This is a genomic window from Stutzerimonas chloritidismutans AW-1 (genome assembly GCF_000495915.1).
Lineage (GTDB): Bacteria > Pseudomonadota > Gammaproteobacteria > Pseudomonadales > Pseudomonadaceae > Stutzerimonas > Stutzerimonas chloritidismutans.
Map to the genome: position 1 here is coordinate 53,565 of NZ_AOFQ01000056.1, position 24,863 is coordinate 78,427.

General features: G+C 64.0%; 21 protein-coding genes. 7 read left to right on the forward strand and 14 right to left on the reverse strand.

Annotated features, from left to right (window positions below; translation table 11 throughout):
* Nucleotides 1-38 precede the first annotated feature (38 nt).
* Entirely contained in the window at nt 39-1,184 is a 1,146-nt protein-coding gene (gene pdxB, locus F753_RS42790; protein WP_023446330.1) for a 4-phosphoerythronate dehydrogenase PdxB, read from the reverse strand.
* A gap of 121 nt (nt 1,185-1,305) precedes the next feature.
* Between pdxB and F753_RS42795 the strand changes: the two genes are divergently transcribed.
* Nucleotides 1,306-2,700 (forward strand): MATE family efflux transporter, encoded by a 1,395-nt coding sequence (locus F753_RS42795; RefSeq protein ID WP_031298131.1) that lies wholly within the window; start codon nt 1,306-1,308, stop codon nt 2,698-2,700.
* Between the two features lie 26 nt (nt 2,701-2,726).
* On the opposite strand, the gene F753_RS42800 is transcribed toward F753_RS42795, so the two are convergent.
* From F753_RS42800 to F753_RS42820, 5 genes are all read right to left on the reverse strand, one after another.
* On the reverse strand, nt 2,727-3,830 hold the full coding sequence (locus tag F753_RS42800; RefSeq protein WP_023446332.1) for a cyclic nucleotide-binding domain-containing protein: 1,104 nt from the start codon (nt 3,828-3,830) through the stop codon (nt 2,727-2,729).
* Between the two features lie 18 nt (nt 3,831-3,848).
* On the reverse strand, nt 3,849-4,745 hold the full coding sequence (locus F753_RS42805; RefSeq protein ID WP_425337522.1) for a 1-aminocyclopropane-1-carboxylate deaminase/D-cysteine desulfhydrase: 897 nt from the start codon (nt 4,743-4,745) through the stop codon (nt 3,849-3,851).
* A 73-nt stretch (nt 4,746-4,818) separates the two neighbouring features.
* Nucleotides 4,819-6,177 (reverse strand): hypothetical protein, encoded by a 1,359-nt coding sequence (locus F753_RS42810; protein WP_023446334.1) that lies wholly within the window; start codon nt 6,175-6,177, stop codon nt 4,819-4,821.
* Between the two features lie 196 nt (nt 6,178-6,373).
* Nucleotides 6,374-6,796 (reverse strand): nuclear transport factor 2 family protein, encoded by a 423-nt coding sequence (locus tag F753_RS42815; protein WP_023446335.1) that lies wholly within the window; start codon nt 6,794-6,796, stop codon nt 6,374-6,376.
* A 31-nt stretch (nt 6,797-6,827) separates the two neighbouring features.
* Nucleotides 6,828-8,858 carry an NADPH-dependent 2,4-dienoyl-CoA reductase gene (locus F753_RS42820; RefSeq protein ID WP_023446336.1) on the reverse strand — a complete coding sequence of 677 codons (2,031 nt, stop codon included), beginning with the start codon at nt 8,856-8,858 and terminating at the stop codon, nt 6,828-6,830.
* Between the two features lie 187 nt (nt 8,859-9,045).
* On the opposite strand from F753_RS42820, the gene F753_RS42825 reads away from it, so the two are divergent.
* The gene (locus tag F753_RS42825; RefSeq protein ID WP_023446337.1) at nt 9,046-10,059 is read left to right on the forward strand and encodes a carbon-nitrogen hydrolase family protein; all 1,014 of its coding nucleotides are present in this window, start codon (nt 9,046-9,048) and stop codon (nt 10,057-10,059) included.
* Nucleotides 10,056-11,093, forward strand: a complete 1,038-nt coding sequence (locus F753_RS42830; protein WP_031298135.1) for an AraC family transcriptional regulator — start codon at nt 10,056-10,058, stop codon at nt 11,091-11,093. Before F753_RS42825 ends, F753_RS42830 begins: the two co-directional genes overlap by 4 nt.
* A 284-nt stretch (nt 11,094-11,377) precedes the next feature.
* Here F753_RS42830 and F753_RS42835 read toward each other — a convergent pair whose 3' ends face one another.
* From F753_RS42835 to F753_RS42845, 3 genes are read right to left on the reverse strand one after another with little or no spacing between them, the layout of a single operon-like run.
* Nucleotides 11,378-11,542 carry a DUF2474 domain-containing protein gene (locus F753_RS42835; RefSeq protein ID WP_023446339.1) on the reverse strand — a complete coding sequence of 55 codons (165 nt, stop codon included), beginning with the start codon at nt 11,540-11,542 and terminating at the stop codon, nt 11,378-11,380.
* Nucleotides 11,542-12,549, reverse strand: a complete 1,008-nt coding sequence (gene cydB / locus F753_RS42840) for a cytochrome d ubiquinol oxidase subunit II (RefSeq protein ID WP_003301390.1) — start codon at nt 12,547-12,549, stop codon at nt 11,542-11,544. The genes F753_RS42835 and cydB overlap by 1 nt, the downstream gene beginning before the upstream one ends.
* 3 nt (nt 12,550-12,552) lie before the next feature.
* On the reverse strand, nt 12,553-13,992 hold the full coding sequence (locus tag F753_RS42845) for a cytochrome ubiquinol oxidase subunit I (RefSeq protein ID WP_003301388.1): 1,440 nt from the start codon (nt 13,990-13,992) through the stop codon (nt 12,553-12,555).
* A 200-nt stretch (nt 13,993-14,192) separates the two neighbouring features.
* On the opposite strand from F753_RS42845, the gene F753_RS42850 reads away from it, so the two are divergent.
* Both F753_RS42850 and F753_RS42855 read left to right on the forward strand, forming a co-directional pair.
* Nucleotides 14,193-15,236 carry a M4 family metallopeptidase gene (locus F753_RS42850; protein ID WP_023446340.1) on the forward strand — a complete coding sequence of 348 codons (1,044 nt, stop codon included), beginning with the start codon at nt 14,193-14,195 and terminating at the stop codon, nt 15,234-15,236.
* 9 nt (nt 15,237-15,245) lie between these two features.
* Nucleotides 15,246-15,575, forward strand: a complete 330-nt coding sequence (locus F753_RS42855) for a protealysin inhibitor emfourin (RefSeq protein ID WP_023446341.1) — start codon at nt 15,246-15,248, stop codon at nt 15,573-15,575.
* On the opposite strand, the gene F753_RS42860 is transcribed toward F753_RS42855, so the two are convergent.
* The 3 genes from F753_RS42860 to wrbA form a co-directional block, all read right to left on the reverse strand.
* On the reverse strand, nt 15,572-17,707 hold the full coding sequence (locus F753_RS42860; protein WP_023446342.1) for a putative bifunctional diguanylate cyclase/phosphodiesterase: 2,136 nt from the start codon (nt 17,705-17,707) through the stop codon (nt 15,572-15,574). The two genes, F753_RS42855 and F753_RS42860, sit on opposite strands and share 4 nt — an antisense overlap.
* A gap of 284 nt (nt 17,708-17,991) precedes the next feature.
* Nucleotides 17,992-19,221, reverse strand: a complete 1,230-nt coding sequence (locus F753_RS42865; RefSeq protein ID WP_023446343.1) for an MFS transporter — start codon at nt 19,219-19,221, stop codon at nt 17,992-17,994.
* Nucleotides 19,218-19,844 (reverse strand): NAD(P)H:quinone oxidoreductase, encoded by a 627-nt coding sequence (wrbA, locus tag F753_RS42870; RefSeq protein ID WP_023446344.1) that lies wholly within the window; start codon nt 19,842-19,844, stop codon nt 19,218-19,220. Before wrbA ends, F753_RS42865 begins: the two co-directional genes overlap by 4 nt.
* A gap of 101 nt (nt 19,845-19,945) precedes the next feature.
* Between wrbA and F753_RS42875 the strand changes: the two genes are divergently transcribed.
* Nucleotides 19,946-20,854 (forward strand): LysR family transcriptional regulator, encoded by a 909-nt coding sequence (locus F753_RS42875; RefSeq protein WP_031298137.1) that lies wholly within the window; start codon nt 19,946-19,948, stop codon nt 20,852-20,854.
* 101 nt (nt 20,855-20,955) lie between these two features.
* Here F753_RS42875 and F753_RS42880 read toward each other — a convergent pair whose 3' ends face one another.
* Nucleotides 20,956-22,002: a threonine aldolase family protein gene (locus tag F753_RS42880; RefSeq protein WP_023446346.1), complete on the reverse strand. Its 1,047-nt coding sequence runs from the start codon at nt 22,000-22,002 to the stop codon at nt 20,956-20,958.
* A 353-nt stretch (nt 22,003-22,355) separates the two neighbouring features.
* Between F753_RS42880 and F753_RS42885 the strand changes: the two genes are divergently transcribed.
* A complete protein-coding gene (locus F753_RS42885) occupies nt 22,356-23,192 on the forward strand; it encodes an isocitrate lyase/PEP mutase family protein (protein ID WP_023446347.1) in 837 nt (278 codons plus the stop codon).
* Between the two features lie 144 nt (nt 23,193-23,336).
* Here the strand turns inward: F753_RS42885 and ltrA are convergent, their stop codons facing one another.
* Nucleotides 23,337-24,758: a group II intron reverse transcriptase/maturase gene (gene ltrA / locus F753_RS42890; RefSeq protein WP_017517123.1), complete on the reverse strand. Its 1,422-nt coding sequence runs from the start codon at nt 24,756-24,758 to the stop codon at nt 23,337-23,339.
* Nucleotides 24,759-24,863 lie beyond the last annotated feature (105 nt).

The following is a 24,863-nucleotide window of genomic DNA, read 5'->3' on the forward strand; positions in this document are numbered from 1 at the left end:
GGATGGAAATTGCATCCGGGCTGCACTCGAACCGCCGGCTAGCCCAGCAATCGCGCGCCAAGCGCCTCGACTATCGTAGCCAGCGCCGGGTTGTGCCCGCCGATCCGCACCTTGAGGCCATCGATCTCGCGCCTCGGCGGATACTGTTTGCGCAGCAGATCGAACCCGGCCCGACGCTGCGCCTCATCGCCAAGCAGGCTGCGGCGGAAGTCAGCATCGTCGCGACGCGGATCGTAGACCGCCCGGCACAGTGTGGCCAGCATCTCGGCGGGCTCTGCGGAGGATGCAAACGCCAGCTCGGTGAGTGCCGGGCCGGGCATCAGCTGCGCCAGTTCGATAGCCGGCTCGACACCACGCGCCGCGCAAAGCGCCGCATATATCTGCGCCGTACCGCGCAGCTTGCCATCCAGGCTATACCCGGCGATGTGCGGCGTAGCGATACGGCACAAGCCGGCCAGTGCGACGTCGACCTGAGGCTCGCCTTCCCAGACATCCAGCACGGCTTCCAGGTCCGGCCGCTGCAATAGCAGATCGCGTAGCGCGGCATTGTCCACCACAGCCCCCCGACTGGCATTGATCAGCCAGGTACCGGGTCGCAACCTCGACAGTCGCGCCTGATCGAACAGGTGAAAGGTCGGCCAGTCGCCCCCCAGGGTCAGCGGCGTGTGCAGGCTGATCACATCGCACTCCGCGAGGATCTCATCCAGCGAGACGAAATCGCCTGCCTCGCGGACCTGCCGCGGTGGATCGCAGACGCGCACGTCCCAGCCAAGCCCGCGCAGCACTTCGAGCAGCCGCCCGCCCACCTCACCGGCACCGACCACGCCGAAGCGCCGCCGTGCCAGCGCTTCACCGCGCACCTCCGACAGCGCGAGCAAACTGCCCAGCACATAGTCGACCACGCCCCGCGCGTTGCACCCCGGTGCGCTGGCCCACTCGATGCCGGCCTGCTCGAAATAATCCAGATCCAGATGATCGGTGCCTATCGTGCAGGTCCCGACGAATCGCACTGCGCTGCCTTCCAGCATCTCGCGGTCGACCCGCGTCACCGAGCGAACCAGCAGCACGTCGACATTCTCCAGCGCGGCTCGATTGATGCTGCGGCCGGGCATGCGGCGAATCTCGCCGAAACCGGCAAAGAACTCATCGACCAGCGGAATGTTTTCATCGGCGAGGATATGCATTGCACGGCTCCGGTGAGGGGAAGCACATTCTAGACGGCTTGCCACTGCTTTGCCGCCTTCCTGAGCGTAGCCACGCGGCGTAGACTAGCGCGCTTCTTGTATACAACCGGAACGCCCAGTAATGCCCACTGAGCTCAGACTCAGACGGGTCCGCCTCGAATTGCGCACCCTCTTTGCCCTTGCCCTACCCATGATGATCGCCCAGCTGGCCAGCACGGCGATGGGTTTCGTCGATACCGTTATGGCCGGACGCGTAAGCCCGCAGGATCTGGCCGCCGTCGCGCTAGGCAACTCGATCTGGGTGCCGGTCTATCTGCTCGTCTGCGGAATCACCCTGGCGACCACGCCGAACGTCGCACAGCGCTTCGGCGCAGGGCGGCATGGCGAAATCGGCCCGCTGGTTCGCCAGGCGTTGTGGATGGGCGGCGGCATCGGTGTGCTCAGTGCATCATTGATGTGGAACGCGGAGCCCGTCCTGCATCTGCTGAGCGTCGATCAAGCGCTGGTCGATCCGACCATGGCTTACCTGCGCGCCGTCGCCTGCGGCTTCCCGGCGGTCGCGCTGTATCAGGTGCTGCGCTGCTTCAGCGACGGACTGGGCCATCCGCGGCCAAGCATGGTGATCGGCATCCTCGGCCTGCTACTGAACATTCCGCTGAACTACGTGTTCATCTACGGCAAGTTCGGCGTGCCGGCGATGGGCGGCGTCGGTTGCGGCGTTTCCACGGCATTGGTGATGCTGTTCATGTTGGTGGCGATGAGCCTCTGGTTTAAGCGCGCACCGGCCTATCAGGCCAGTCAGCTGTTTTCCCACTTCGAATGGCCACGCTGGCCGATGCTGCGTCATCTGCTTTCGGTCGGCGTACCAATCGGGGTCGCGGTGTTTGCCGAGGCCAGCATCTTCTCGGTGATCGCCCTGCTGATCGGCGCCCTCGGGGCAACGGTCGTCGCCGGTCACCAGATCGCACTGAACTTCACGTCGCTGATCTTCATGATTCCACTGTCGCTGGGTATGGCGGTGACCGTGCGTATTGGTCAGGAGCTGGGCCGCAACGCTCCACGCGACGCTCGCTTTGTCGCCGGCGTCGGGATCGGCGCCGCCCTGGTATATGCCTGCTTTTCCGCCAGCGCCATGCTGCTGTTCAGCGAGCAGATCGCGCGAATCTATACCCCGGATCCGGCCGTGGTCGCCGTCGCTGCCAGCCTGTTCCTCTACGCCGCGCTGTTCCAGTTCTCCGATGTGGTTCAGGTCACGGCTGCTGGCGCGTTGCGCGGCTATCAGGACACCCGCATGACGATGGTCTACACCCTCTTCGCCTACTGGGGGATCGGTTTGCCGTTGGGCTATCTGCTCGGCCTGACCGACCACCTCGGCGCCGCCAGTGGGCCTGCCGGTCTATGGCAAGGCCTGATCGCCGGCCTGAGCTGCGCAGCTCTGTTGCTCAGCGTGCGCCTGGCCCGCAGCGCCCGACGCGAGATTCGTCGGCACACTGCGCTTCGCAGGGCGGCCGTCTGACAAAGGTCGGGATGGGGCGGTGCGGATCATAGGCTGCGGTCGATTCGGCCGTCGGAGCGCGCCAGGTAACCCGTGCCACACTCCCAAAGCAGTGCAGCGCGGTCCTCGGTACCAAGTGCGTCGAGTCCACCACGCAGCGCATAGGCGGTGAAGCCGAGCTGCGTCAGTAGGAACACCGCGTTGGCGCTGCGCTTGCCGCTTTCGCAATAGCAAAGGTAGGGCCGCTGCGGGTCCAGCAGACGGGTTTTCAAACGCAGCAGGTGCAGCGGCATGTGCAGCGCCTGCATGGCATGGCCCTGCTCGTAATCATCAAGCAGACGCACATCCAGCCACTGCGCACCGCACGCCAGCAGATCAGCCACGCCATCCAGATCGACTTCGCCAACCACCGGTGCCTTGAGCAGCTCGAGAAAGTCCGCCCGCGCCAGGCGGAGCACCCGACCGTCCTCAACCATCGCGACACTGGCATTACGCGGTCGCTCTTCGAGCAGCGCCTCTTCACCGAAACAGGCTCCGGGTTCCAGCTCGGCCAACAGCTGCTCACCGCTGCCGGCGGCCTTCAGGACCTGGGCGCCGCCGCTCTTGAGGAAATAGCAGCAATCGCCGGCTTCCCCTTCGCGTAGCAGGGTTTGCCCGGCGGATACCTCGATCTCAACGAGGCGGCTGAGCATGCTGCGAATATTTGCCGGTGGAACCTGGGCGAACAGCGGACTCTCCAGCAGGCGCTCCAGCCACTCGCCGTCCTCGCCCTCCATCGACAGCTGCAGCAGCACATCTTGCAGGGCTTGGCGCCAGGACAGCAGGCGCTCCAACTCCGCGCTGTCCACCGTCAGCAGCTGGCAGTCGTCCAGCGCCCTCGCCTCCAGCAGGCGGCCCGCAGCAAGGCTGTGTAGAGCAGCCGATGTGCCCGCCACCAGCCGCGTTTGCTGCCCGTCGTGATCGGTCAACAGCAGGCTGCCCGACATCAGGTAATGACGTTTCGAACTCAGCTCATCAACAAGGTCGAGCAACTGCCCAGGCGCAAGCGCGAGCGGCACTATGCGCACGCGAAGCTCCCACAACTGGCGTGGCGACAAGCCATTGAGCGGGACCAGATTACGCAGCTGATCGGGGTGCAGCGGTTTGTTCATCCGACAAAATCCAAACGTCTATCCGTCAATCAGCTTCTGCAGCTGGCCCTGAGCAGCACGGCGCCCTTGCAGTCCACCGGTATGGACGAATATCAGCCGCGTGCCGGCGGGAAAATAACCGCGCTCGACATAAAGGCGCAATGCCATCATGGTCTTTGCAGTGTATATCGGATCGAGCGGCACGCCACCCTGGCGCTCGGTATCGAGAATGAACTGCGCCAACTCCCTGTCGAAGCGACCAAATCCGCCACGACTGGCGTCCAGCAGTTCATAGCCGCTGGACGCCACGCCGGCTTGCGCGAGCAAGTTGGCCACGCCGGCATCGACAGCGTGGGAAGGCGGCCCTGCCAGTGCGCCGAACACCCGATGCCTACCTGCCTCACCGATGACCAGACCCGCCAGCGTCGTTCCAGTACCAGCGGCCAGCCAGAGTGCGTCGTAGTCGTTCCAGCCGAGCGACGCGAGCGCGGACTCCACTCTCGGAACGAGTCCGGCGCACCCCAGGGCGCCGGGCAAACCGCCGCCACCTTCAGGGATGCAGTAGAAACCTGTATATCGCGCTCGCCATGGCGTCCAGAAGGTAGGCAGATTGCGCTCCCGGTACCCAGCGTAGCCGAGCCAATGCAGCTGCATGCCCCAGGCACGTAGATCGGCGACCGTCGGCGTTACCTGCTCATGGCCGCGCAGCAGGCCGACAGTAGGCAGGCCGAGTCGGCGGCCGGCTGCAGCCAGCGCATGCAGATGATTGGAGTGCGGGCCGCCGAGACTGATCAGCCCCGGCGCAGCGACAGAACGCGCTGCATCGAGATGCTTTACCAATTTGAACCACTTGTTGCCGGACAGCTCGGGATCCAGCAGATCGAGCCGCAGCACCGCAACCTCGACCCCGCTGCGCGCGAGCCAGTCCAATGACAGCGGTCCAATGACAGCGGCTGCAGGATCAACGGAGCATCGAAGCCGAGATCGGATTGAACGGAGGACAAACCGCTCAGCTGCCGGTGCGCTGCCGGTCTTCCTTGCGGTGCCGGGCGCAGCAGTTGGATTCGCCGATCACGAAGCGACTCGGCGCATCGATCTTGTCCAGGGGCATCGCGCAACGCTCACCGCTGGAAAGCGCCGCGACGCAGGCCGGCTTCTGATAATGCTCCAGCCACTGTCGGTACTGCTCCTCGGAGACAAAGCACTTGGCAGCGGCATAAGCCAGAGGATTGGCGCGGTAGCGGGCCAGGTCCTGCAATGCGATCGTCAGATGCCCGGCACCCGGGTGGTAGGCCATGAACACGACCCCTTGTCGAGACAGTTCCTCCAGCACCCGGTCACCGCTGTGGCGCAGCGTTTCGCACTCGGTCTTGAGCCGCTGGATTTCCTCTTCCAGCTGTGCATCCAGTTCGTTGCGGTAGGCCAGCTCGACATCGCGGATCGCCACCTGCTCCTTGTACTCCGCAATCGCCGCCGCGATACGGGCCTGGGCTTCATGCTCGAACTGCTCCCGGGCGGCGCCGATCTCAACCCGACCGCTGACCTCCAGCGTACGCAGCTGCTTGCTCATTTCCTCACGCGCTTTCTGGAAACTCTCGCCCTGGGCGGTCATCTGCGCATGCAGGCTGGCGCTCAGCTCGGTCTGCTGTTGCAATTTCTGCTGCAGCGTGCGGATCTCCTCCTGCAGTGCCTTGCGTTCCTTCTCCGCGGCAGCCGTGAGCTTGAGCGCGTCTTCTTCGCGCAGACGCTCGAGGTTGGTAATGCGTTGGCGCTGTTGCTTGATCAGCAGCGCAGCCTTCTGCCGCTGTTCACGCTCATGGCTTTCGGAACGTTTCGCAGCTGCGTCCTTGCCGGCCTCGGCTGCATACCAGGTGTCTTCGGCGACCATCTGCAGACGTTCCGCAGGTACGGCCTGAGGCGTCTCCTCTTCGACCAGCAGACCGAGCTGGTTGCGCTTGATGGTCTCGCGCAACACAACCAGATCATTGCGTTCGGGACCGACCTTGGGGTCCCACATGTGCATCTGGTGCCAGGAGACCGGGCACTGGCTGCGGCAGGCCAGGCGAATCGGTCCGGCCCCCATGTCCGGACCACGCCCGGTACGCTCGGCCAACTGACGCAGGGGAATGTTCCAACCGGCGTCGGCAGAGCCGTCGTCATTGAAGTCGAGACAGAAAAACACCGCGGCGCGCACCTGCAGCCGCGGATTGATCATTACGTAGACAGCATGCATCTGGCGGTCTGCGAACTCGGGTAGCGCGACCACCCCATCCAGCACCGCTTCGAATTCGGGATACAGCATTTCCTTACAGATGGAGCCCTCATTGAAGAACAGGACGGCTTCGACCATCTGCGGTTTGTTCTGCATGCTCGATTTCCTTTATCGCCCGCAACTGCGAGCCAGCGATTAGCGGAACGAGCGGCCATCCGATGCCGTCGTCCCGTTGGTGCCGCAAGTTTAGGGGAAATGTTCGCGCAGGCAATGTGACTGGGTTGGCAGGGAGTCGCCGCATCGGACGCCGTTCGACCAGGCGCCCAGCGGATTTGCGATGAGCTTAGCTAAATCACTTGCCGCGGTAGGCAGCGAGGCGTCGCTTCATCTCGTCGCCCAGGGCCTGCAAGCCACTCATGGGCCGGATCATGACCTCGAATTCGACAATCTTCCCTTCGTCATCGAAGCGGATCATGTCGATGCCCTTGAGCTCACGGTCACCCACCCGGGCGCTGAACTCGAGGACTACATCCGCACCCTGGGCGCTGGCCAGCTCACGGTGGTAGCGGAAATCCTCGAAAACCTGCAGCACGGTGTTGAGGATCAGGCTCACCGTCGCTGCCCCCTCATACGGCGTGTGAGCCATCGGCGAGCGAAACACCGCCTGCGGATGCAGCAGCTCCGGCAGCCGGCTCAGGTCTCGCTCAACGATCATTCGGTGCCAGGCCTGCAGGCTATTGGCAGCCCCCGGTTGCAGCGCGATTGCAGTTTCCATGCGTGATCCTCTTTGCGGATGTGCCGGTGGCCTAGAGCGCCGCTGCCAGGCGACAGCCCTGATTGATCGCGCGCTTGGCGTCCAGTTCGGCGGCGACGTCGGCGCCACCAATCAGATGCACCCGCGCGCCAGCGGCCTCAAGGCCTTCCTGCAGCTCACGCAACGGCTCCTGCCCGGCGCAGAGAATCACCGTATCCACCGGCAGTACCTGCGACTCGCCTTCGCCCACGCGGATGTGCAGACCGGCGTCATCGATCTGCAGGTACTCCACCGAATTGAGCATCTGCACGTGCTTGTTCTTAAGCCCGGTACGGTGGATCCAGCCAGTGGTCTTGCCCAGCCCGTTACCCACCTTGGACTTCTTGCGCTGCAGCAGATAGACCTGACGCTTGGGCGCATGCGGAGCCGGCTGGATGCCGGCGATACCGCCGCGCACCGACAGCCCGAGATCGATACCCCACTCCTTCCAGAAGGCTTCACGATCCAGGCTGGTGGATTCGCCGTCGTGAGTGATGTATTCCGACACGTCGAAGCCGATACCGCCTGCGCCGATCACCGCGACGCGCTGGCCGACCGGCTTGCGCTCCAGAATCGCATCTAGGTAGCCAATCACCTTCGGATGGTCGACCCCGGGAATTGCCGGCACTCGCGGCGCGATCCCGGTTGCCAGGATGATCTCGTCGAAGCCACCGGCCAGCAGCGCTTCCACCGTCGCGCGGGTGTTCAGACGAACCTCGACTCCGGTTTCTTCGAGGCGGTTCTTGAAGTAGCGCAGGGTTTCGTAGAACTCCTCCTTGCCCGGCACCCGCTTGGCAACATTGAATTGCCCGCCGATTTCGGCGGACGAATCGAACAGCGTCACCTCATGACCGCGCTCGGCTGCGATGGTCGCAGCGGCGAGCCCCGCAGGCCCGGCACCGACGACGGCGATCTTCTTCACCGCGGTAGTGGGGATGTAGTTCAGCTCGGTTTCGTAGCAGGCACGCGGATTGACCAGGCAGGTGGTCAGCTTGCCGCTGAAGGTGTGGTCCAGACAGGCCTGGTTGCAGCCGATGCAGGTGTTGATGCGCTCGCTGTGACCGGCGGCGGCCTTGTTGACGAACTCCGGATCGGCGAGGAACGGACGCGCCATGGAGACCATGTCCGCATCGCCCTCGGTCAGCACCTGTTCGGCGACCTCCGGGGTATTGATCCGGTTGGTAGTGATCAGCGGAATGCTCACCTCGCCACGCAGCTTCGCGGTCACCTTGGTGAACGCGGCGCGTGGCACCTTGGTGGCGATGGTCGGAATCCGCGCCTCGTGCCAACCGATGCCGGTATTGATCAGCGTGGCGCCCGCCTGCTCGATGGCCTTGGCCAGCTGCACCACCTCTTCCCAGACACTGCCGCCTTCGATGAGGTCGAGCATCGACAGGCGATAGATGATGATGAAGTCGCTGCCCACCGCTTCGCGCACGCGGCGCACGATCTCCACCGGCAAGCGCATGCGATTCTCGTAGCTGCCACCCCAGCGATCGGTGCGGTGGTTGGTGTGCGCCACCAGGAACTGATTGATGAAGTAGCCTTCCGAACCCATGATCTCGACGCCGTCATAACCGGCTTGCTGGGCCAGGCTTGCGCAGTTGACGAAGTCGCGGATCTGCTTCTCGATGCCCTCCTCGTCCAGTTCGCGCGGGGTGAACGGATTGATCGGCGCCTGGATAGCGCTCGGCGCCACCAGCTGCGGGCTGTAGGCGTAACGCCCGGCATGCAGGATCTGCATGCAGATCTTGCCGCCAGCTTCGTGAACCGCCTGGGTAACGATCTTGTGCTCTTCGGCCTCCTCCGGCGTGGACAGCTTGGCCGCCCCGGCGCGCACCGAGCCTTCCTCATTGGGGCCAACGCCACCGGTGACGATCAGGCCGACGCCGCCGCGAGCGCGCTCGGCGAAGAATGCCGCCATCCGCTCGAAGCCGTTGGGCATTTCCTCCAGGCCCGTGTGCATGGATCCCATCAGGGTACGGTTGCGCAAGGTGGTAAAGCCCAGATCGAGCGGAGCCAGCAGTTTCGGGAAAGCGGTCATCGAAGCATCCTCATCATGACAAGTGCCGAGCCTCATGGGGCTACGGTCGGTATGCAGCGACGATAAACAGCGAAGGTGCCGTACTCAATGATCCAAAGTGACAACTTTTTGATCCTTCTGCGCAAAAAGCTTGGCAACAGGCGCCGCGTTACCTACGCTGACGCAATCCCTCACTGCCCTGCCTCACATGCGCACCTCAATCAATATCGTGCTGTTGCTCGTCCTCGGAGCAGCCTCATTTGCCGTCTACCTCGACTGGACGCAAGACCGTCGTAGCGGCCCACTGCTGTCCGATCTGCGTACGCTACCCATCGAAAACCACGGGCAGGCCGGAAGCGCAGGCAACCTGCTGGGCATCGAGACCCGGCTGCAGCCAGCCGACTATCAGAGCCGCGAGCGGCTGCAACTCAAGTTTCGCACCTACCTCAAGCAGGCGGCCGAAGCCGGAATGCTCAGCGAGCGAACCGTCGTGGTGCTCCCCGAACACGTTGGCACTGGCCTGTTCGCCCTGGGCGAAAAGCCGGAAGTGCAGCAAGCCCGCACCCTGCGCGATGCGATGCAGTGGATGGCGCTCAGCAATCCCGGCAGCTATCTGCGCGCACTGCCGGATAATCAGGGCGACGATCGGCGTACCGGTGCGGTGTTGCGACTCAAGGCCCGACAGATGGCAGAGGAATACCAGAACGTCTTCGGCGGCCTCGCCAGAGAGTTCGGCGTTACCTTGGTGGCTGGCTCGATCGTGCTGCCGGAGCCCTATCTGGAGAACGATCAGCTGATGATCGGCGATGGCCCGCTGCGCCAGGTAAGCCTGACCTTTGACGGTCGCGGCAAGCCCCTCGGAACGCTGCAGTACAAGCAGGCGTTGAGCCGTTACGAACGCCGCTACAGCGTTGCCCCCATCCCCGAGCGTCGACGGCTGATTGAAACACCGGCGGGCTCGCTGGCAGTGCTGCTGGGCTGCGATGCCTACCTCGAGCAACCGCCTGCCGAAGCGAAACTGCTGGCTGTACCCGGCGCGCTGGCAGATCCGCAGGCGAGCTGTGGCAGTACACATTCCGACGCGCTCAGCGCAAGACCGCACATGGCCGTGCGTACCCTCGCCCTGCCCTGGAATCTGCTCGGCTCGCCGCGCCGCCCGGCGCCCCCGGGCCACGGCGTCCCGGTCCAGGTACGCAATCAATGGCTCGGCAGCACCCCATGAATGCGCAACGGGTGCGCCTGGGTGATCTGTCGGTCGGTTTTCTGCACAGCCTCAACGATGCGTTGCAGCTGTACGGCCATGACCCTCAGCCGCTTTTGCTGGCCTACGGACTGGATGGCGAGCGGCTCGCTGAGCCGCATGCCCGCCTCTCGATCCCCCGTTACATGCGGCTCGGGCATGCGGCCATCCAGCTGGCTGGCGATCCCGCTCTGGGCCTGGAGATGGGCCGCCTGCGCAAGCCCGGGCACCTCGGCCTCGCCGGGCTGACCGCCGCTCAGGCGCCCACCGTGCGCGAAGCGGCAAGGGCGCTGATCCGCTACGAGGCGCTGTATGCATCCAACTACCGCGGCAGTTCGAGTTTTCATGAAGATGCGTCAGGCGCCTGGCTGCGCTTTTATTCCATCAGCCCTTACAACGCCTACAACCGCTTCGTCGTCGATACCGTGCTCGCCAGCTGGATCTCGCAGCTCGGCCGCTTGAGCGGTCAGCCGCTGGTGCCGATGGCGATCCACATCGAGTTCGAAGCCCCTGACTACGCCTCGCGCTACGACGAGCAGTTCGGCCGGCCGGTAATCTTCGGCGCCGAAGCGAATCAGTTGCAGCTGGATCAGCGCAGCCTGGCGTTGCGCAACCCGGATCATTGCCCCGGCACCTGGCGGCATCTGCTGGAGCTGTGTGAAGCCGAACTGGAACGGCGCACCCGCACCCGCAGTCTGCGCGAGCGGGTCGCACAGATTCTCGGGCCGATGCTCAAGGGCCAGGAGCCGGACCTGCAACAGATCGCTGCACGTCTGCAAATGCCGGCCTGGACACTGCGACGCAAGCTGGCCGAGGAAAACAGCAGCTATCGCGCGATCCTCAACGACCCCCGCCGCGACCTGGCGATGGCCTACATTCGCGACACCGAATCCGCTTTCGGCGAGATCGCCTGGCTGCTTGGTTTTTCCTCAGCCGAAGCGTTTCAGCGTGCCTTCAAGCGCTGGAGCGGGCAGACGCCAGGAGACTATCGCCGGGCGCAGCGGCGCGGCGCGTAAACGGCGCATACGCGAGCGGCGATCAGAGTTCGACCGCATCCTCCGCACAGTCCGGGTGATCCTGCTCGGCGGCATGCCATTCCAGTAGTTCGTCCTGGTAGTCGTCCATCGCTAGATTCCTCAGTCGTCGGCGGTTGCCCAAGGCTTGATGCCTGTCTGTGCATCAAGGTTCATGCCAGCAGGCTACAACCGGCAAATGAAGGAATCGTGACGTGCCTTGAGCCTCGCGGGCGGCCAGATCACGGGGCACGCGCGAGTAACACGCCCCAAACCGGGGCGCGCCTTCAGGGTGAAGACAGGCCCGCCGCATTCATCGCCAGGCGCAGCAGCCAGGCGACGATGCCGAGCGCCAGCACGCTGCCACTCCAGATCAGCACCAGCCAGCTCATGCGCTGCCAGAGCGGTCGCTGCTCAGGTTGCGCGGGCGGCTTGTTATCCAGATCAGCCATCAGTGATACCCATCCTCGGCACTGACCTTGCCGCGGAACACGTAGTAGCTCCAGGCCGTGTACATCAGGATCAGCGGCAGAATGAGCAGTGCTCCGACCAGCGTGAAGCCCTGACTCTGAGGCGGTGCGGCCGCCTCCCAGATGCTCACCGACGGCGGAATGATGTTTGGCCAGAGGCTGATGCCCAGACCGCTATAGCCGAGGAAGATCAGCGCCAGCGTCAGCAGGAATGGCGTGTAGTTGGCGTAGCGCTGAATCGAGCGCAGCAGTCCGAATGCGCAGAGCAGCACCAGCACCGGAACCGGCATGAAATACAGCAGGTTGGGCATGCTGAACCAGCGCTCGGCGATATCCGGATGGGTCAGCGGCGTCCACAGGCTGACGATGCCGGTAACCACCAGCACCGCCCACACCAGCGGAATGCCGATGTCGTGCATGCGCCGTTGCAGGTCGCCGGCGGTGCGCATCATCAGCCAGGTACAGCCGAGCAGCGCATAGGCAACGATCAGTGCCAGTCCGCAGAACAGCGAGAACGGCGTCAACCAGTCCAGCGCCCCGCCGGCATAGGCCCGATCCTCGACCGGCAACCCGCTGATGAATGCACCAAGCACCACGCCCTGGAAGAAGGTTGCGACCAGCGAGCCGCCGATAAAGGCCTTGTCCCAGACATGCTGGCGCTCGCGGACCACCTTGAAGCGGAACTCGAACGCCACGCCGCGGAAGATCAGCCCCATCAGCATGAAGATGATCGGCAGATAGAGCGCGGACAGCACCACCGAATAGGCCAGCGGAAACGCGGCGAACAGCCCGGCACCGCCGAGTACCAGCCACGTCTCGTTGCCGTCCCAGATCGGCGCGACGGTGTTCATCATCACGTCGCGCTCCGAGGCGTCCTGCACGAAGGGAAAGAGGATGCCGACGCCGAGATCGAAACCGTCCATCACCACGTACATCATGATGCCGAAGATGATGATCACCGCCCAGATCAGTGAAAGATCGATACCCATGGCTCAGTTCCTCTCGCCCAGTTGATCGCTTTGTCCCTCGGGAAGGGCTTCGTCCGCCGCGGAGATCGGTCGCATCGGCGTGCGCGCCTCGCCGGGCCCACCGGTACCTTTCTCGCGCCCTTCGCTGATCACCGGACCTTTGCGCACCAGGCGCAGGACGTACACCATGCCCACCCCGAACACGGCGAAGTAGACCACCACGAACATCGCCAGAGTGAGCCCCAGCTGGCCGGCGCCGTGATTGGATACGGCGTCGGCGGTGCGCATCAGGCCATAGATCACCCAGGGCTGACGCCCGATCTCGGTGGTGTACCAGCCAGCCAAGATGGCGATCAGCCCGGAAGGCCCCATCAGCAACACCAGCCGCAGGAACGCGCGAGAGCTGTACATCCGGTCGCCCCGCCGCAACAGCAGACTCCAGATACCGGTGACTATCATCAGCAGGCCGAGCGCGACCATGATCCGGAACGTCCAGAACACGATCGTCGAGTTCGGCCGGTCCTCGGGCGGGAAGTCCTTCAGCGCCGGAATCGGTTCGGTCAGGCTGTGATTGAGGATCAGGCTGGCGAGATAGGGAATCTCGATCTTGTAGCGCGTTTCCTCGGCCTCCATGTCCGGCCAGCCGAACAGCAACAGCGGCGTCGGCCCGCCTTCGGAGTTGTCCCAGTGCCCTTCCATCGCGGCGATCTTCGCCGGCTGATATTCGAGGGTGTTCAGCCCATGGAAATCGCCGATCACCGCCTGCACCGGTGCCACCAGGAGGGCCATCCACATGGCCATCGAGAGCATCTTGCGGATCGCCGGGTTGTCCTTGCCGCGCAACAGCTGCCAGGCCGCCGACGCGCCGACGAAGAACGCCGTGGCGAGGAACGCGGCGACCGCCATGTGCGCCAGTCGATAAGGGAACGACGGGTTGAAGATGATCGCCAGCCAGTCCACCGGCACCACGATGCCGTCGATGATCTCGTGCCCCTGCGGCGTGTGCATCCAGCTGTTGGACGCCAGAATCCAGAAGGTCGAGATCAGCGTGCCCACGGCCACCATGAGCGTGGAAAAGAAATGCAGGCGTTCGCCAACCCGATTCCAGCCGAACAGCATGACCCCAAGGAAACCCGCCTCCAGGAAGAACGCGGTCAGCACCTCATAGGCCAGCAGCGGCCCGGTGACACTGCCGGCGAACTCGGAGTAGGCACTCCAGTTGGTGCCGAACTGGTACGCCATGACGATTCCCGACACCACACCCATGCCGAAATTGACCGCGAATATCTTCAGCCAGAAGTGATAGAGGTCGCGATAGACCTCCTGCCGGGTCTTCAGCCAGAGCCCCTCGAGCACGGCGAGAAAGCTGGCGAGCCCGATGGTGATCGCCGGGAAGATGATGTGAAAGGTGATGGTGAAAGCGAACTGGACGCGCGCCAGCTCTAGTGCTTCCAATCCGAACATGGGCAACAACTCCTCGTCAAATGAGCGCCCGCGTCGTCGATGACGGTAAAAACGGGGTCCAGCACAAGTGACAGCAGAACGCGCCAAGGGTGCGCCGCGGGAGCCGCGCCATCTCGTCGCGCCCTCTGGATCGGCGGTCGAACCATCGCGTTCCAGCGGTCTATGCTGGTCGTAGCCGCGTCAGCCTTGGAGTACCGCCGGTGCCGATTCACACCTTCATCCCGCCATACATTCTCGACCGCATCATCGACCGCGGCTCGCCCTACCAGCGCGGCTGCGCTCAACAGACGCTGCACCACGTGCAGAGCCTGCTGCCCAACCCCGGCCCGCCACGACCCACAGCCATCGCCGAGCTTGGCGAGCTGCGCACGCCCGGCCACGCACAACGACGAATCCATGACGCCGAGCAGCAGATGCAGCTGCCGGGCACCCTGCGACGTCGCGAAGGTCAGCCGGCCTCCGGCGACGCCGCGGTGGACGAAGCCTACGACGCGCTCGGCGCGACCTACACATTCTTCTGGCAGGTTTTCCAGCGCGACTCGATCGATGACCTGGGGATGCCGTTGATCGGCACCGTGCACTACGGTCAGGGCTACGAGAACGCCTTCTGGAACGGCGAGCAGATGGTGTTCGGCGATGGCGACGGTGAGCTGTTCCAGCGCTTCACCCGCTCGCTGGACGTGGTCGCCCACGAACTGACCCACGGCCTGATCGAGAGCGAAGCCGGGCTGGTCTATTTCAACCAGCCAGGGGCGCTCAACGAATCGGTGTCGGACGTGTTCGGCGCGCTGACCAAACAGCATGCGCTCGGCCAGACTGCGGCGGAGGCCGACTGGCTGGTCGGCGCCGAACTGCTCACCGACAAGGTCAACGGCGTCGCCCTGCGTTCCATGGCCAACCCGGGCAGCGCCTATGACGACCCGCTGCTCGGTCGCGACCCGCAGCCTGCGCACATGCGCGACTTCATCGAGACCCGCGACGACAACGGTGGCGTGCATCTCAACTCCGGCATTCCCAACCGCGCCTTCTACCTCGCGGCCATGGCGCTGGGTGGTTACGCCTGGGAGCAGGCCGGACGAATCTGGTACGCCACCATCTGTGATCCACAACTGCCCAATGATGCGGACTTCGCAACCTTCGCCGGTGTGACGCTGAACCACGCGGCGCAGCTGTTCGGTCGTCAGTCGCCTCAGGTTCAGGCGCTGTATGAAGCCTGGACGTCAGTGGGCGTAGCACTGCGCTGAGGAGACAGGATGAAGATGCCAGCACTGGGACCCGAAACCTCGTTGCGCGTATCGCGCCAAGGCGGTTTCGTCGCGGCGCCAAGCCTGGCGCGACCCCGGCAGATCGAATTCGCCGACTGCGATGCCGAGCAGCGCCGCGGCCTCTGCTCGGTGGTCGAACGCTGCCTGCCGGTCGCCAGCAAGAACGTCGGTGCCGGCGATCAGCGCTTCTTCCGGGTCGAACTGCACTACCGACGCGAGGGCACCGACGCCGAACTGATCCTGCAGATCGCCGAGGACCGAGCGCCACAGGAACTGATGCAGTTCTGGCAGAACGGCGCCATCCCCGGCGACAGCTAGAAGCGGATCACGCCGCCGTCCGCAAGCAATGCGGTGATCTGCGCCGCCGGCAGCGGGCGTGAGAGCAGGTAGCCCTGGAACTCGTCGCAACCGTTGCGACGCAGGAAATCGAACTGCGCGGCGTTCTCGACCCCTTCGGCCACCACTGTCTTGTGCAGGCTCTTGCCCAGCGAAATGGCGGCACGAGCGATCATCGCCACTTCCTCCTCCTGTTCGAGCCCGGTGACCAGCGATCGATCGATCTTGATGATGTCCAGCGGAAAACGCCGCAGATAGCTGAGCGCCGAGTAGCCGGTACCGAAATCGTCCATCGCCAAGCGAAAGCCCCGCGCCTTGAACTCGGCCAGGATGGAAACCGCACGGGTGCCGTCTCCAAGGAATACCGTTTCGGTGATTTCCAGCTCCACCTGGGTCGGCGGCAGCCCTATTTCGTCGAGCACCGCGAGGATGCGTTCGACCACATCGTCGCCAAGAAACAGCAGCGGTGACAGGTTCACCGCAATCAGCAGCGGTGTGGCACGCCCCTCGTTCCACTGCCGAGCATCGGTGAAGGCGCGGCGCAGGATGGCCAGGGTCAGCGGCATGATCAGCCCGCTCTCTTCGGCCACCGGGATGAAACGATCCGGCCCTATGACCCCCAGCTCCGCGTGGGTCCAACGCGCCAGCGCCTCGACACCGACAATCCGCCGCGTCGCATCGACCTTCGGCTGGTAGTGCACCGACAACTCGTTGCGCTCCAGCGCCACGCGCATGGCGGCTTCGAGATTCAGACGCTCATCGGCGATCCGGTTGAGATCGTGGGTGAAGAACTGGAAATTGTTGCGCCCACGCTTCTTCGCCGCGTACATGGCGATATCGGCGTGTTTGAGCAAGCTTTGCGCATCCTCGCCGTCGTCGGGGAACATCGCCACACCCAGGCTGGCCCCGACCTGAAACTCGCGACCGGCGAGCATGACCGGCCGGCGGATTTCGTTCAGCACACGCTCCAATAGCGAGATCACTGTGCTGATGCGGTAGTGATCGCTGAGCACCAGCACGAATTCATCCCCACCGACCCGCGCCACGGTGTCGGAGCTGCGCAGGCTACCGGCCAGCCGCGCCGCAATACTCTTGAGCAGCTCGTCACCAGCGACATGCCCGAGGCCGTCGTTGATGAACTTGAAGTTGTCCAGGTCGATGAATACCAGCGTCAGGTAGTAGCCCAGGCGAGCCGCACGGGCCAGGCCCTGCTCGATGCGGTCGTTGAGCAGGATGCGATTGGGCAGGCCGGTCAGCAGATCATGGTTGGCCTGACGTTCGAGCTGCTGTTGATAATGCTTGCGCTCGGAGATGTCCTGCACGGTGCCTTCGTAGCAGATGAACTCGCCGCTAGCGCCTCGCACCACGTGCGCGTTCTCGGATATCCAGATGCGTGTGCCGTCGCGCCGATAGACCTCGGACTCGAAGTTGAGCACCTCGCCCTGCTGCTCCATCAGCTGGCAGAACACTTCGCGACGCCCACCCTCGACGTACAGGCGACGCTCTATGTCAGCGAGATCGGCCACCAGCTCGGACGCACTGTCGTATCCGTAAATGCGCGCCAACGCAGGATTCGCGGCCAGATAGCGGCCATCGCGGGTGGACTGGAAAATGCCCTCCGAAGCGTTCTCGAAGATGCTGCGATAACGCAGTTCGGCCTGCTCCAGCGCTTCGAGCACGGCCTTCTGGGCGGTGATGTCCTCGATGAAGCCCTCCACCACGATCTCGCCCTGCTCATCGGGCACCGCGACGCCCCGCTCGATGACCCACTTGAGGTTCCCCGCAGCGGTGCGGATCCGGTAATGCACGGTGAATCGCCCCATTCCGGCGACAGCATTATCGATGCAGCGGCGGACGCGAAGCCGGTCATCCGGATGGGTGATCCGGTCCCATGAGATGCCGTTGTCGTCGACCAGATCCGCAGCACTGTAGCCGCACAAGCCTTGCGAGCCCTGACTGACGAAGATCATCGTCCAGGGCGCGTCGTTGCGGCAGCGGTAGGCCATGCCTTCGAGGTTGTTGACCAGCGTGTCGAGCACACGCGAGCGGTCCAGCACCTCACAGGTGAGCAGACTGCTCCGGCGGTTGGTTCTGGCAGAGAGTTCTTGGGTCATTGATCTGGGCTTGAAGTGGTTATCCTGCATGACCCGGAGCCGCGACAATGTTGAGGCTGTCGCCCGGAGGTCTGCAGGAAAGGCAGAAAACCGATGCGCAGCAAGAAACGCTCCATTGATGGCACATGGCCACCCGTCGAGCCCTCGTCCCGCCTCCGGCCAGGAACCGCGCACCATAATGTGACGTACCGGTCACAGCCGAGCCCCATTTCAGGGCACCGTATCGCTTCATACCGCTCTGCCATGGTGCCCGCTATTAGGGACAGCTCGCCGCGCATATCGGATCAGTACTGCACGTCGCCGCTTCTGGAACGCCCAGAACTGCCCTCCTTCGCCGGCTCGCTGCGCTGCAGTGCTGCTGGCAAAAGAAGCGCAGTCACGCCAGCGGCCAGCGCCGCAAGCAACACGACGGGGCCGGCGGCGTTCCAACCGAAAGCCGCGGTCACGCCGCCGACCACTACCGGGCCCAGCAGTTGTCCCAGATTGCTGCCCTGCATCATCAGGCCGACAGCAATTGGAACGAGGAAGGTCTCCCGCGCAGCCAACGGTGCGGATGCCAGCAGCGTGGCCGGGATCAACCCACCCACGGCTGAAAACAGCAGGCACAGCAGGAAGGTCGCCTGCGGTTCGAACCAGCCCAGGAATATGCCTATCCCGGACGCCCCCATGACGCCGCTGGCAAACAGGATCAGCGAACCACGCCCGGCGCCGCGCGTGAGCAGATAGCCAGCAGCAAGGTTGCCGCTGACATTGACCACACTGGCCAGTGCGCTCAACAGCCCCGCACTCCGATATGAAATATCCATACGCTCCATCAGCAGAACCGGCAGAAAGCTGAACAGGGCGAAGAACATCAGGCTGTACAGCGCGAAACCAACCGCCAGCAAAACGCTGGCTCGGGAAAACAGCACGCGCCGAATATTTCCCAGTAGCCGTCCGGGTATGCCAGACGAAACGCCAGCGGGTATGCAGCAGCCCACCGCCACCGCGGCGATTACCGCCAGCGCCGAACCCGACCACCACAACCCCTGCCATGTCTGGAACAGCGGCCCGGCGACCATGGCCAGCGCCATCCCGCTCGGCATGAAGCAACTCCACAGCGAGTAGGCGCTGTCCCGCGCAGCGCCGGTCGTCAGGCGTTCCAGAATCGCCGGCCCGGCGACGATGATGAGCAGGAATCCGAGTCCTTCCAGCAGCCGGGAAATCAGCAGCAGCGCGAATGACGGCGCGGCGGCGCCCGCGACGCCGGCAACCGCGGTTACCCCGAGCCCCAACAGCAGGGCCCGCCGATCTCCGACTGCCGCCACCACCGCACCGGCCGCCGCTCCCCCGAGCAAGCCGAGCACCGCGAATATGCCGGTCAGCCAGCCGGCTCCGGCGAGATCGACCCCAAGGTCCGCCTGTAGCAACGGTGTGGCAATGGCAGCCTTGCCCAAATGCAGAGCCGCCACGACTCCGCAGCCGAGCACGACCCAGACGACCAGCCTCGCGCGGAGCTGCCGGGCGACATTCATTCCGGCACCCCGACCGGATTGGCGGCGAGTGCGGCGGCCACGCGAGCGACGTGCCAGCCCTGGTAACGGGCGCCCTGCAGTTCATTTTCGCTCGGCTGGCGGTCACCGCCGCTGCCGTCATCGGCCAGTGTCGAGGCGCCATAGGGCGTGCCACCGGTTATGGCATCCATCCGCAGCTGCCCCTTGAAGCTGTACGGCAGCCCGACCACAACCATCCCCAGATGAAGCAGTACGGTGTGCGTCGCCAGAATCGTGCTCTCCTGGCCCCCGTGCTGGCTGCCAGTCGAGGTGAACACGCTGCCCACCTTGCCGACCAGCCGGTCCTCGGCCCACAGCCCGCCACATCGATCGAGGAAGTTCTTCATCTGCGCGGCCATGTTGCCGAAACGCGTCGGCGTGCCGATCACGATGGCGTCGTAGTTCGGCAGTTCCGCCACGGTCGCCGTATCCGCGGGCTGGTCCATCTTGTACCCCGCATTCTGCGCGACCTCGTGCGGAACGAGTTCGGGCACCCGTTTGACGTCTGCCAACGCGCCCGCTTCGCGTGCGCCCTCGGCGACGGCATCGGCAAGTGCTTCGACATGCCCATAGGATGAGTAATAGAGCACCAGTACGTTCGTCATTGCTGCAGTCCTCCGATGGCATTGACTGGAGCCAGGCTAATGACTAAAAACGCTCTCGCGGAGTGATTAAATTTCGATCAACTCGATCTATGGAGCAGATCATGCTCGATGGCATGACACTGGATCAGATTCGTACGTTCGTAACTGTGGCCGACAGCGGCAGCTTTCGATCCGGCGCGGCACGGCTGCTGCGCGTGCAATCGGCCATCAGCCATGCCATCGCGAACCTGGAGACAGAGCTGGGCCTGCAGCTGTTCGATCGCAGCGGCTACCGCCCCGTCCTCACTCAGGAAGGTCAGGCACTGCTGGCCCACGCACGCGACATCCTGCTGCGCGCCGATGCCATGCGTGCTCGGGCGCGGGCGCTGGGTGCGGGTGTCGAGCTGGAACTGACCCTGGTGGTGGATACGCTGTTTCCGATCGAATCGGTGGCGCTCGCCATTACCCGGGCCAGCGTCGACTTTCCTTCCACCAGCTTTCGCCTGGAGTCACAGGCCCTGGGTGGCCCCATCGCAGCGCTGGATGAGAGGCGCTGCACGCTCGCGATCATCGTCGGCGAGGATTTTCGCAATCCCCGGCTGGCGCTGGAGGCGATTGGCTCGATTGCGCAGATTGCCGTCGTACGCAGCGATCATCCGCTGGCCGAACTCGGCAGCCGTGAGCCACTCGGCGTGCCGGATCTCGCCGGCCATCTGCAGATCGTGCTTGCCGATCCCACGCCACTCTCCGAGGGCCGCTCATTCGGCGTTCTGTCGCCCTTCACCTGTCGGGTGAATACCCAGGAAGCGAAGGTCGCACTGATCCGCGCCGGACTCGGCTGGGGACGGCTCCCGGCATGGCTGGTTGAGGAGGATCTGACTTCAGGGCGGCTGGCGCGCGTCGCCATTCCCGACCTTGGCAGAAACAGCGAGGTGCAATCCGAAGCCTACCTCGCGCACCGCCTGGATGAGCCACTCGGGCCTGTGGCACAGGCGTTCCGCCGCGCCTTGCTCGAGCAAGCCGGCATCTAGCCTCACGAGAGCGCTGGCAATTTTATCCAGACGAGCAGCGCTCAGTAGCCGCTGCCCGCGTATTGCCGAGGCCCCTTCGCGAGCGGGCACATCGTCGGCAGCTACAGGACGTCGGTTACGGCCGCACGTATGTCATCGGCCAGCTGGCGTACCCGCGCTTCGCTGGTGTCCCATGAGCACATGAAGCGCGCACCGCCGACGCCGATGAAGGTGTAGAACATCCAGCCGCGGTTCCTGAGCGCCTCCAGTGCCGATGGCGGCAGGCTGACGAAGACACCATTGGCCTGCACCGGAAACATCAGCTCGACCCCAGGCAACGGTTGAATCGACTCGGCCAGCAGCTGGGCACAACGGTTGGCGTGTTCGGCGTATCTCAGCCAGGCGCCGTTTTCCAGAAGCCCGACCCACGGTGCCGACAGAAATCGCATCTTGGAGGCAAGCTGGCCAGCCTGCTTGCAGCGGTACTCGAAATCGGTGGCCAGTTCGCGATTGAAGAACAGGATGGCCTCGCCGACCGCCATGCCGTTCTTGGTGCCACCGAAACAGAGCACATCGACGCCGGCTTTCCAGCTCAGTTCGGCGGGCGACATGCCCAGGTGAGCGCAGGCATTGGCAAAGCGCGCGCCGTCCATGTGCAGGTGCAGCCCGAGGTCCTTGCAGGTGTCGCTGATGGCACGCAGCTCGGCGGGCTGGTAGACGGTACCGACTTCCGTGGCCTGGGTCAGGCTGACCACGCGTGGCTTGGGGTAATGGATGTCCTTGCGCTTCAGCGCGATCTCGCGAATGGCAGCAGGCGTCAGCTTGCCCTGCTCGGTCCTGCCGAGCAGCAGCTTGGAGCCGTTGGAGAAGAACTCCGGCGCGCCGCATTCGTCCGTCTCGACGTGGGCGATGTCGGCGCAGATCACGCTGTGGTAGCTCTGGCAAAGGGACGACAACGCCAGGGAATTGGCCGCTGTACCGTTGAAGGCGAAGAACACCTCGCAGTCGGTCTCGAACAGTGCGCGGAAGTGATCAGCCGCGCGGGCTGTCCATTGGTCGTCGCCGTACGCCCTGTCGTGGCCTTGGTTCGCCCTCGCCATGGCTTCCCAGGCTTCAGGGCAGATGCCGGAATAGTTGTCGCTGGCAAATTGCTGCTTGTCGGTCGTCATCAAATCCTCGTTATGGCATTGCCGGGCGGTTGGTGGCTGCACGTTACGTTGTAGAAGCCCGGACACGCGAGCGCAAACGGAGTGTCAGGCGAGCATGTACGGGGTGATGCCGGCGCCGCCCCGCCCCGCCCTCGTCAGCCTCCACGCAACGTCTTAGCACAGCGAAGCGCCCAGCGCGGATATCACGGCGGCACATTTCACGGTCGCCCACAGGGAAATTCAGTAACGCTGTGGCACCCTGCAGCGCGTGTTCTGAAAACCACGGCACGCTGAATCCCATCTAGTCTTTGACGACGCGCTGCGGCGAATCGAAAAGCGTCGTGCCCCACCCATCTCACCAACCAGGAGGGTTCATGGTCCATCCCAGTGTGTCGCAAAAACGTGCTGCCTTTCGTGCGCTGCACCAGTCCGGCTGCTTTGTCCTGCCCAACCCATGGGACGCCGGCAGCGCGAGCGTCCTCGCAGGCCTCGGTTTCAAGGCGCTGGCTACGACCAGCTCCGGCTACGCCTGGTCGTGTGCCCGCGCCGACGGTCAGATGCCGCGGGACGAGGTCCTGGCCCATATGCGCTACATGGTCCAAGCCACCCATCTGCCGGTGATCGCCGATTTCGAGAGTGGCTACGCCGATACGCCCGACGGCGTGGCCGAAAGCGTGCACATGGCGGTCGGAACCGGCGTCGCGGGTATTTCCATCGAGGACTCCACAGGTGACCCGCGCGAGCCGTTGCGCGAGCTTGCCGAGGCCACCGAACGAATGTGCGCCGCGCGTGAGGCGATCGACGCTACCGGAGGCGAAACACTGCTGATTGGCCGCGCCGAGAACTTCTTCGTCGATCGGCCTGATCTCGACGACACCCTTGCACGCCTGAAAGCCTATGCCGATGCAGGCGCCGACTGCCTGTACGCACCAGGCCTGAGAACCCGCGAGCAGATCAGCGCCGTCATCGCGGCAGCCTCGCCAAAGCCGGTCAATGTGCTGATTGGCTGGAACAGCGACCTGACCGTGCAGGACCTCGCCGACCTAGGCGTCAGACGCATCAGCGTCGGCGGCGCATTGGCCAGAGCGGCGTGGGCCGGTTTTCTGCAGGCGGCACGGTCCATCGCCGAGCATGGACGATTCGATGGTTTTGCCAACGCAGCCTCTGGAGCGGAGCTCGACGCGCTGTTTGGCAAATGCGAGAGGCCATAGGATTCCGCCGAAACGGGTCGCCGACGGGGATTGGATAGTGCAGGGTTCACCAATCACATCGCTATTCGACAGGATCGGGTAGGAGGCGGCCTCACGGCCGCCGTCCTCCCACACCACCGTGCGTACGGTTCCGTACACGGCGGTTCAGGCCATGCGGTTAAGCCGATTGATCGTATCCAGTATCGAGACCAGTCCAAGTCTGTCCCATAGCTTCTTCGGCAGCGCCTGATTCATATGCGGCGCTCCTGAGTTCCACCACGGGCCTCGGCCATTGAAGGCCGACTTGCAGGCACGCTCCTCGCTCAATCCCAGGCGCATCAGGTTGCGCGCCCTCGTAGAGGGCTGCTTCCATTGCCGCCAGATGACACAGCGAAGTTTGTGCCTGACCCAGCCATCCAGCTCTTCCAGTGGACGCTTGCTCTGGCTGAGCTTGAAGTAGCCTGCCCAGCCTCGCAGCACCGGGTTTACCCGCTCGATGACATTCGCCATCTTGTGGCCCCGCACCCCTCGCAGCAGTTCCCTGAGACGGTCGCGCACACGGCGCAGGCTCATGGTTGCCACTCGCAGTCTAGGCAGCGAGTGCCAACTCATCCCATACCCCAGGTAGTCGCATTTCCACGACCCAGCCACGCGACTCTTGTCCCGATTCAGTCTCAGTTTCAGACGGTGATTCAGGAACCGCTCGACACTGGCCAGCACTCGTTCGCCAGCACGCGGACTACGGACATAAATGTTCGCGTCATCGGCATAGCGCACGAAGCGATGGCCTCGCCGCTCCAACTCACGGTCGAGTTCATCGAGCAGGATGTTCGACAGCAGCGGCGAAAGCGGGCCGCCTTGCGGCGCCCCCTCCTGCCGATGGCTGACAACCCCGTCCGACATGACGCCCGCTTCGAGGTAACGGCGGATGAGTCTGAGCACCTGTTTGTCTTCGACATGGCGCTCAACACAGAACATCAGGATGTCGTGGTTGACCCGATCAAAGAACTTCTCCAGATCGAGTTCCACGCAACACCTATGACCCGCCGCCACATGGGTGCGGGCCATCTCGACAGCCTGGTGAGCGCTTCTGCCCGGACGGAAGCCGTAGCTATAGTCCGAGAACAGCGGATCGAAGATCGGCGTGAGCTGTTGCAGCAGGGCTTGCTGGATCAGGCGATCCACGACACTGGGAATGCCCAGTTGCCGCATACCGCCCTGCGGTTTGGGAATTTCGACCGCCCGCACTGCCTGGGGATGGTATTCACCTGCCAGCAGCCTGACCTTCAGGATGGGCCAATACTGTTTCACGTAGCCTGCCAAGTCGGCGACCGTCATGCCATCGGCACCCGGCGCCCCCTTGTTGCTGACCACGCGCTGATACGCACGCTTGAGATTCGCCGGTGCAAGCACCCGCTCCATCAGCGTGTCCGGCTCCGCGTTCATCCACGTCACCGACGCCGCCGATACCTCTGCGCTGTCAGGCGTCATCCTCGGCCTCTGGCCGGGACTCGGGGTGACAGTCTTCTCTTGGAGAAATTTCTGCATTTCGGTTATCGACGAGACGCTGACGCCTACTGGCGGCATGACCTGTTCGGCCCTTGATGGCGTGGTTGACCGCCACTTACTACGGCCTCGGCTGACTTCTGCACGCCCATCCCGTCGCCTCTCGACAATCGGTAGCACAATGGC

Excerpts from the sequence above, each read along its gene's own strand:
- pdxB (WP_023446330.1), bottom strand. The coding sequence starts at position 1,184 with ATGCATATCCTCGCCGATGAAAACATTCCGCTGGTCGATGAGTTCTTT.
- F753_RS42795 (WP_031298131.1), top strand. The coding sequence starts at position 1,306 with ATGCCCACTGAGCTCAGACTCAGACGGGTCCGCCTCGAATTGCGCACC.
- F753_RS42800 (WP_023446332.1), bottom strand. The coding sequence starts at position 3,830 with ATGAACAAACCGCTGCACCCCGATCAGCTGCGTAATCTGGTCCCGCTC.
- F753_RS42810 (WP_023446334.1), bottom strand. The coding sequence starts at position 6,177 with ATGCAGAACAAACCGCAGATGGTCGAAGCCGTCCTGTTCTTCAATGAG.
- F753_RS42815 (WP_023446335.1), bottom strand. The coding sequence starts at position 6,796 with ATGGAAACTGCAATCGCGCTGCAACCGGGGGCTGCCAATAGCCTGCAG.
- F753_RS42820 (WP_023446336.1), bottom strand. The coding sequence starts at position 8,858 with ATGACCGCTTTCCCGAAACTGCTGGCTCCGCTCGATCTGGGCTTTACC.
- F753_RS42825 (WP_023446337.1), top strand. The coding sequence starts at position 9,046 with ATGCGCACCTCAATCAATATCGTGCTGTTGCTCGTCCTCGGAGCAGCC.
- F753_RS42830 (WP_031298135.1), top strand. The coding sequence starts at position 10,056 with ATGAATGCGCAACGGGTGCGCCTGGGTGATCTGTCGGTCGGTTTTCTG.
- F753_RS42835 (WP_023446339.1), bottom strand. The coding sequence starts at position 11,542 with ATGGCTGATCTGGATAACAAGCCGCCCGCGCAACCTGAGCAGCGACCG.
- cydB (WP_003301390.1), bottom strand. The coding sequence starts at position 12,549 with ATGGGTATCGATCTTTCACTGATCTGGGCGGTGATCATCATCTTCGGC.
- F753_RS42845 (WP_003301388.1), bottom strand. The coding sequence starts at position 13,992 with ATGTTCGGATTGGAAGCACTAGAGCTGGCGCGCGTCCAGTTCGCTTTC.
- F753_RS42855 (WP_023446341.1), top strand. The coding sequence starts at position 15,246 with ATGAAGATGCCAGCACTGGGACCCGAAACCTCGTTGCGCGTATCGCGC.
- F753_RS42860 (WP_023446342.1), bottom strand. The coding sequence starts at position 17,707 with ATGACCCAAGAACTCTCTGCCAGAACCAACCGCCGGAGCAGTCTGCTC.
- F753_RS42865 (WP_023446343.1), bottom strand. The coding sequence starts at position 19,221 with ATGAATGTCGCCCGGCAGCTCCGCGCGAGGCTGGTCGTCTGGGTCGTG.
- wrbA (WP_023446344.1), bottom strand. The coding sequence starts at position 19,844 with ATGACGAACGTACTGGTGCTCTATTACTCATCCTATGGGCATGTCGAA.
- F753_RS42875 (WP_031298137.1), top strand. The coding sequence starts at position 19,946 with ATGCTCGATGGCATGACACTGGATCAGATTCGTACGTTCGTAACTGTG.
- F753_RS42880 (WP_023446346.1), bottom strand. The coding sequence starts at position 22,002 with ATGACGACCGACAAGCAGCAATTTGCCAGCGACAACTATTCCGGCATC.
- F753_RS42885 (WP_023446347.1), top strand. The coding sequence starts at position 22,356 with ATGGTCCATCCCAGTGTGTCGCAAAAACGTGCTGCCTTTCGTGCGCTG.
- ltrA (WP_017517123.1), bottom strand. The coding sequence starts at position 24,758 with ATGCCGCCAGTAGGCGTCAGCGTCTCGTCGATAACCGAAATGCAGAAA.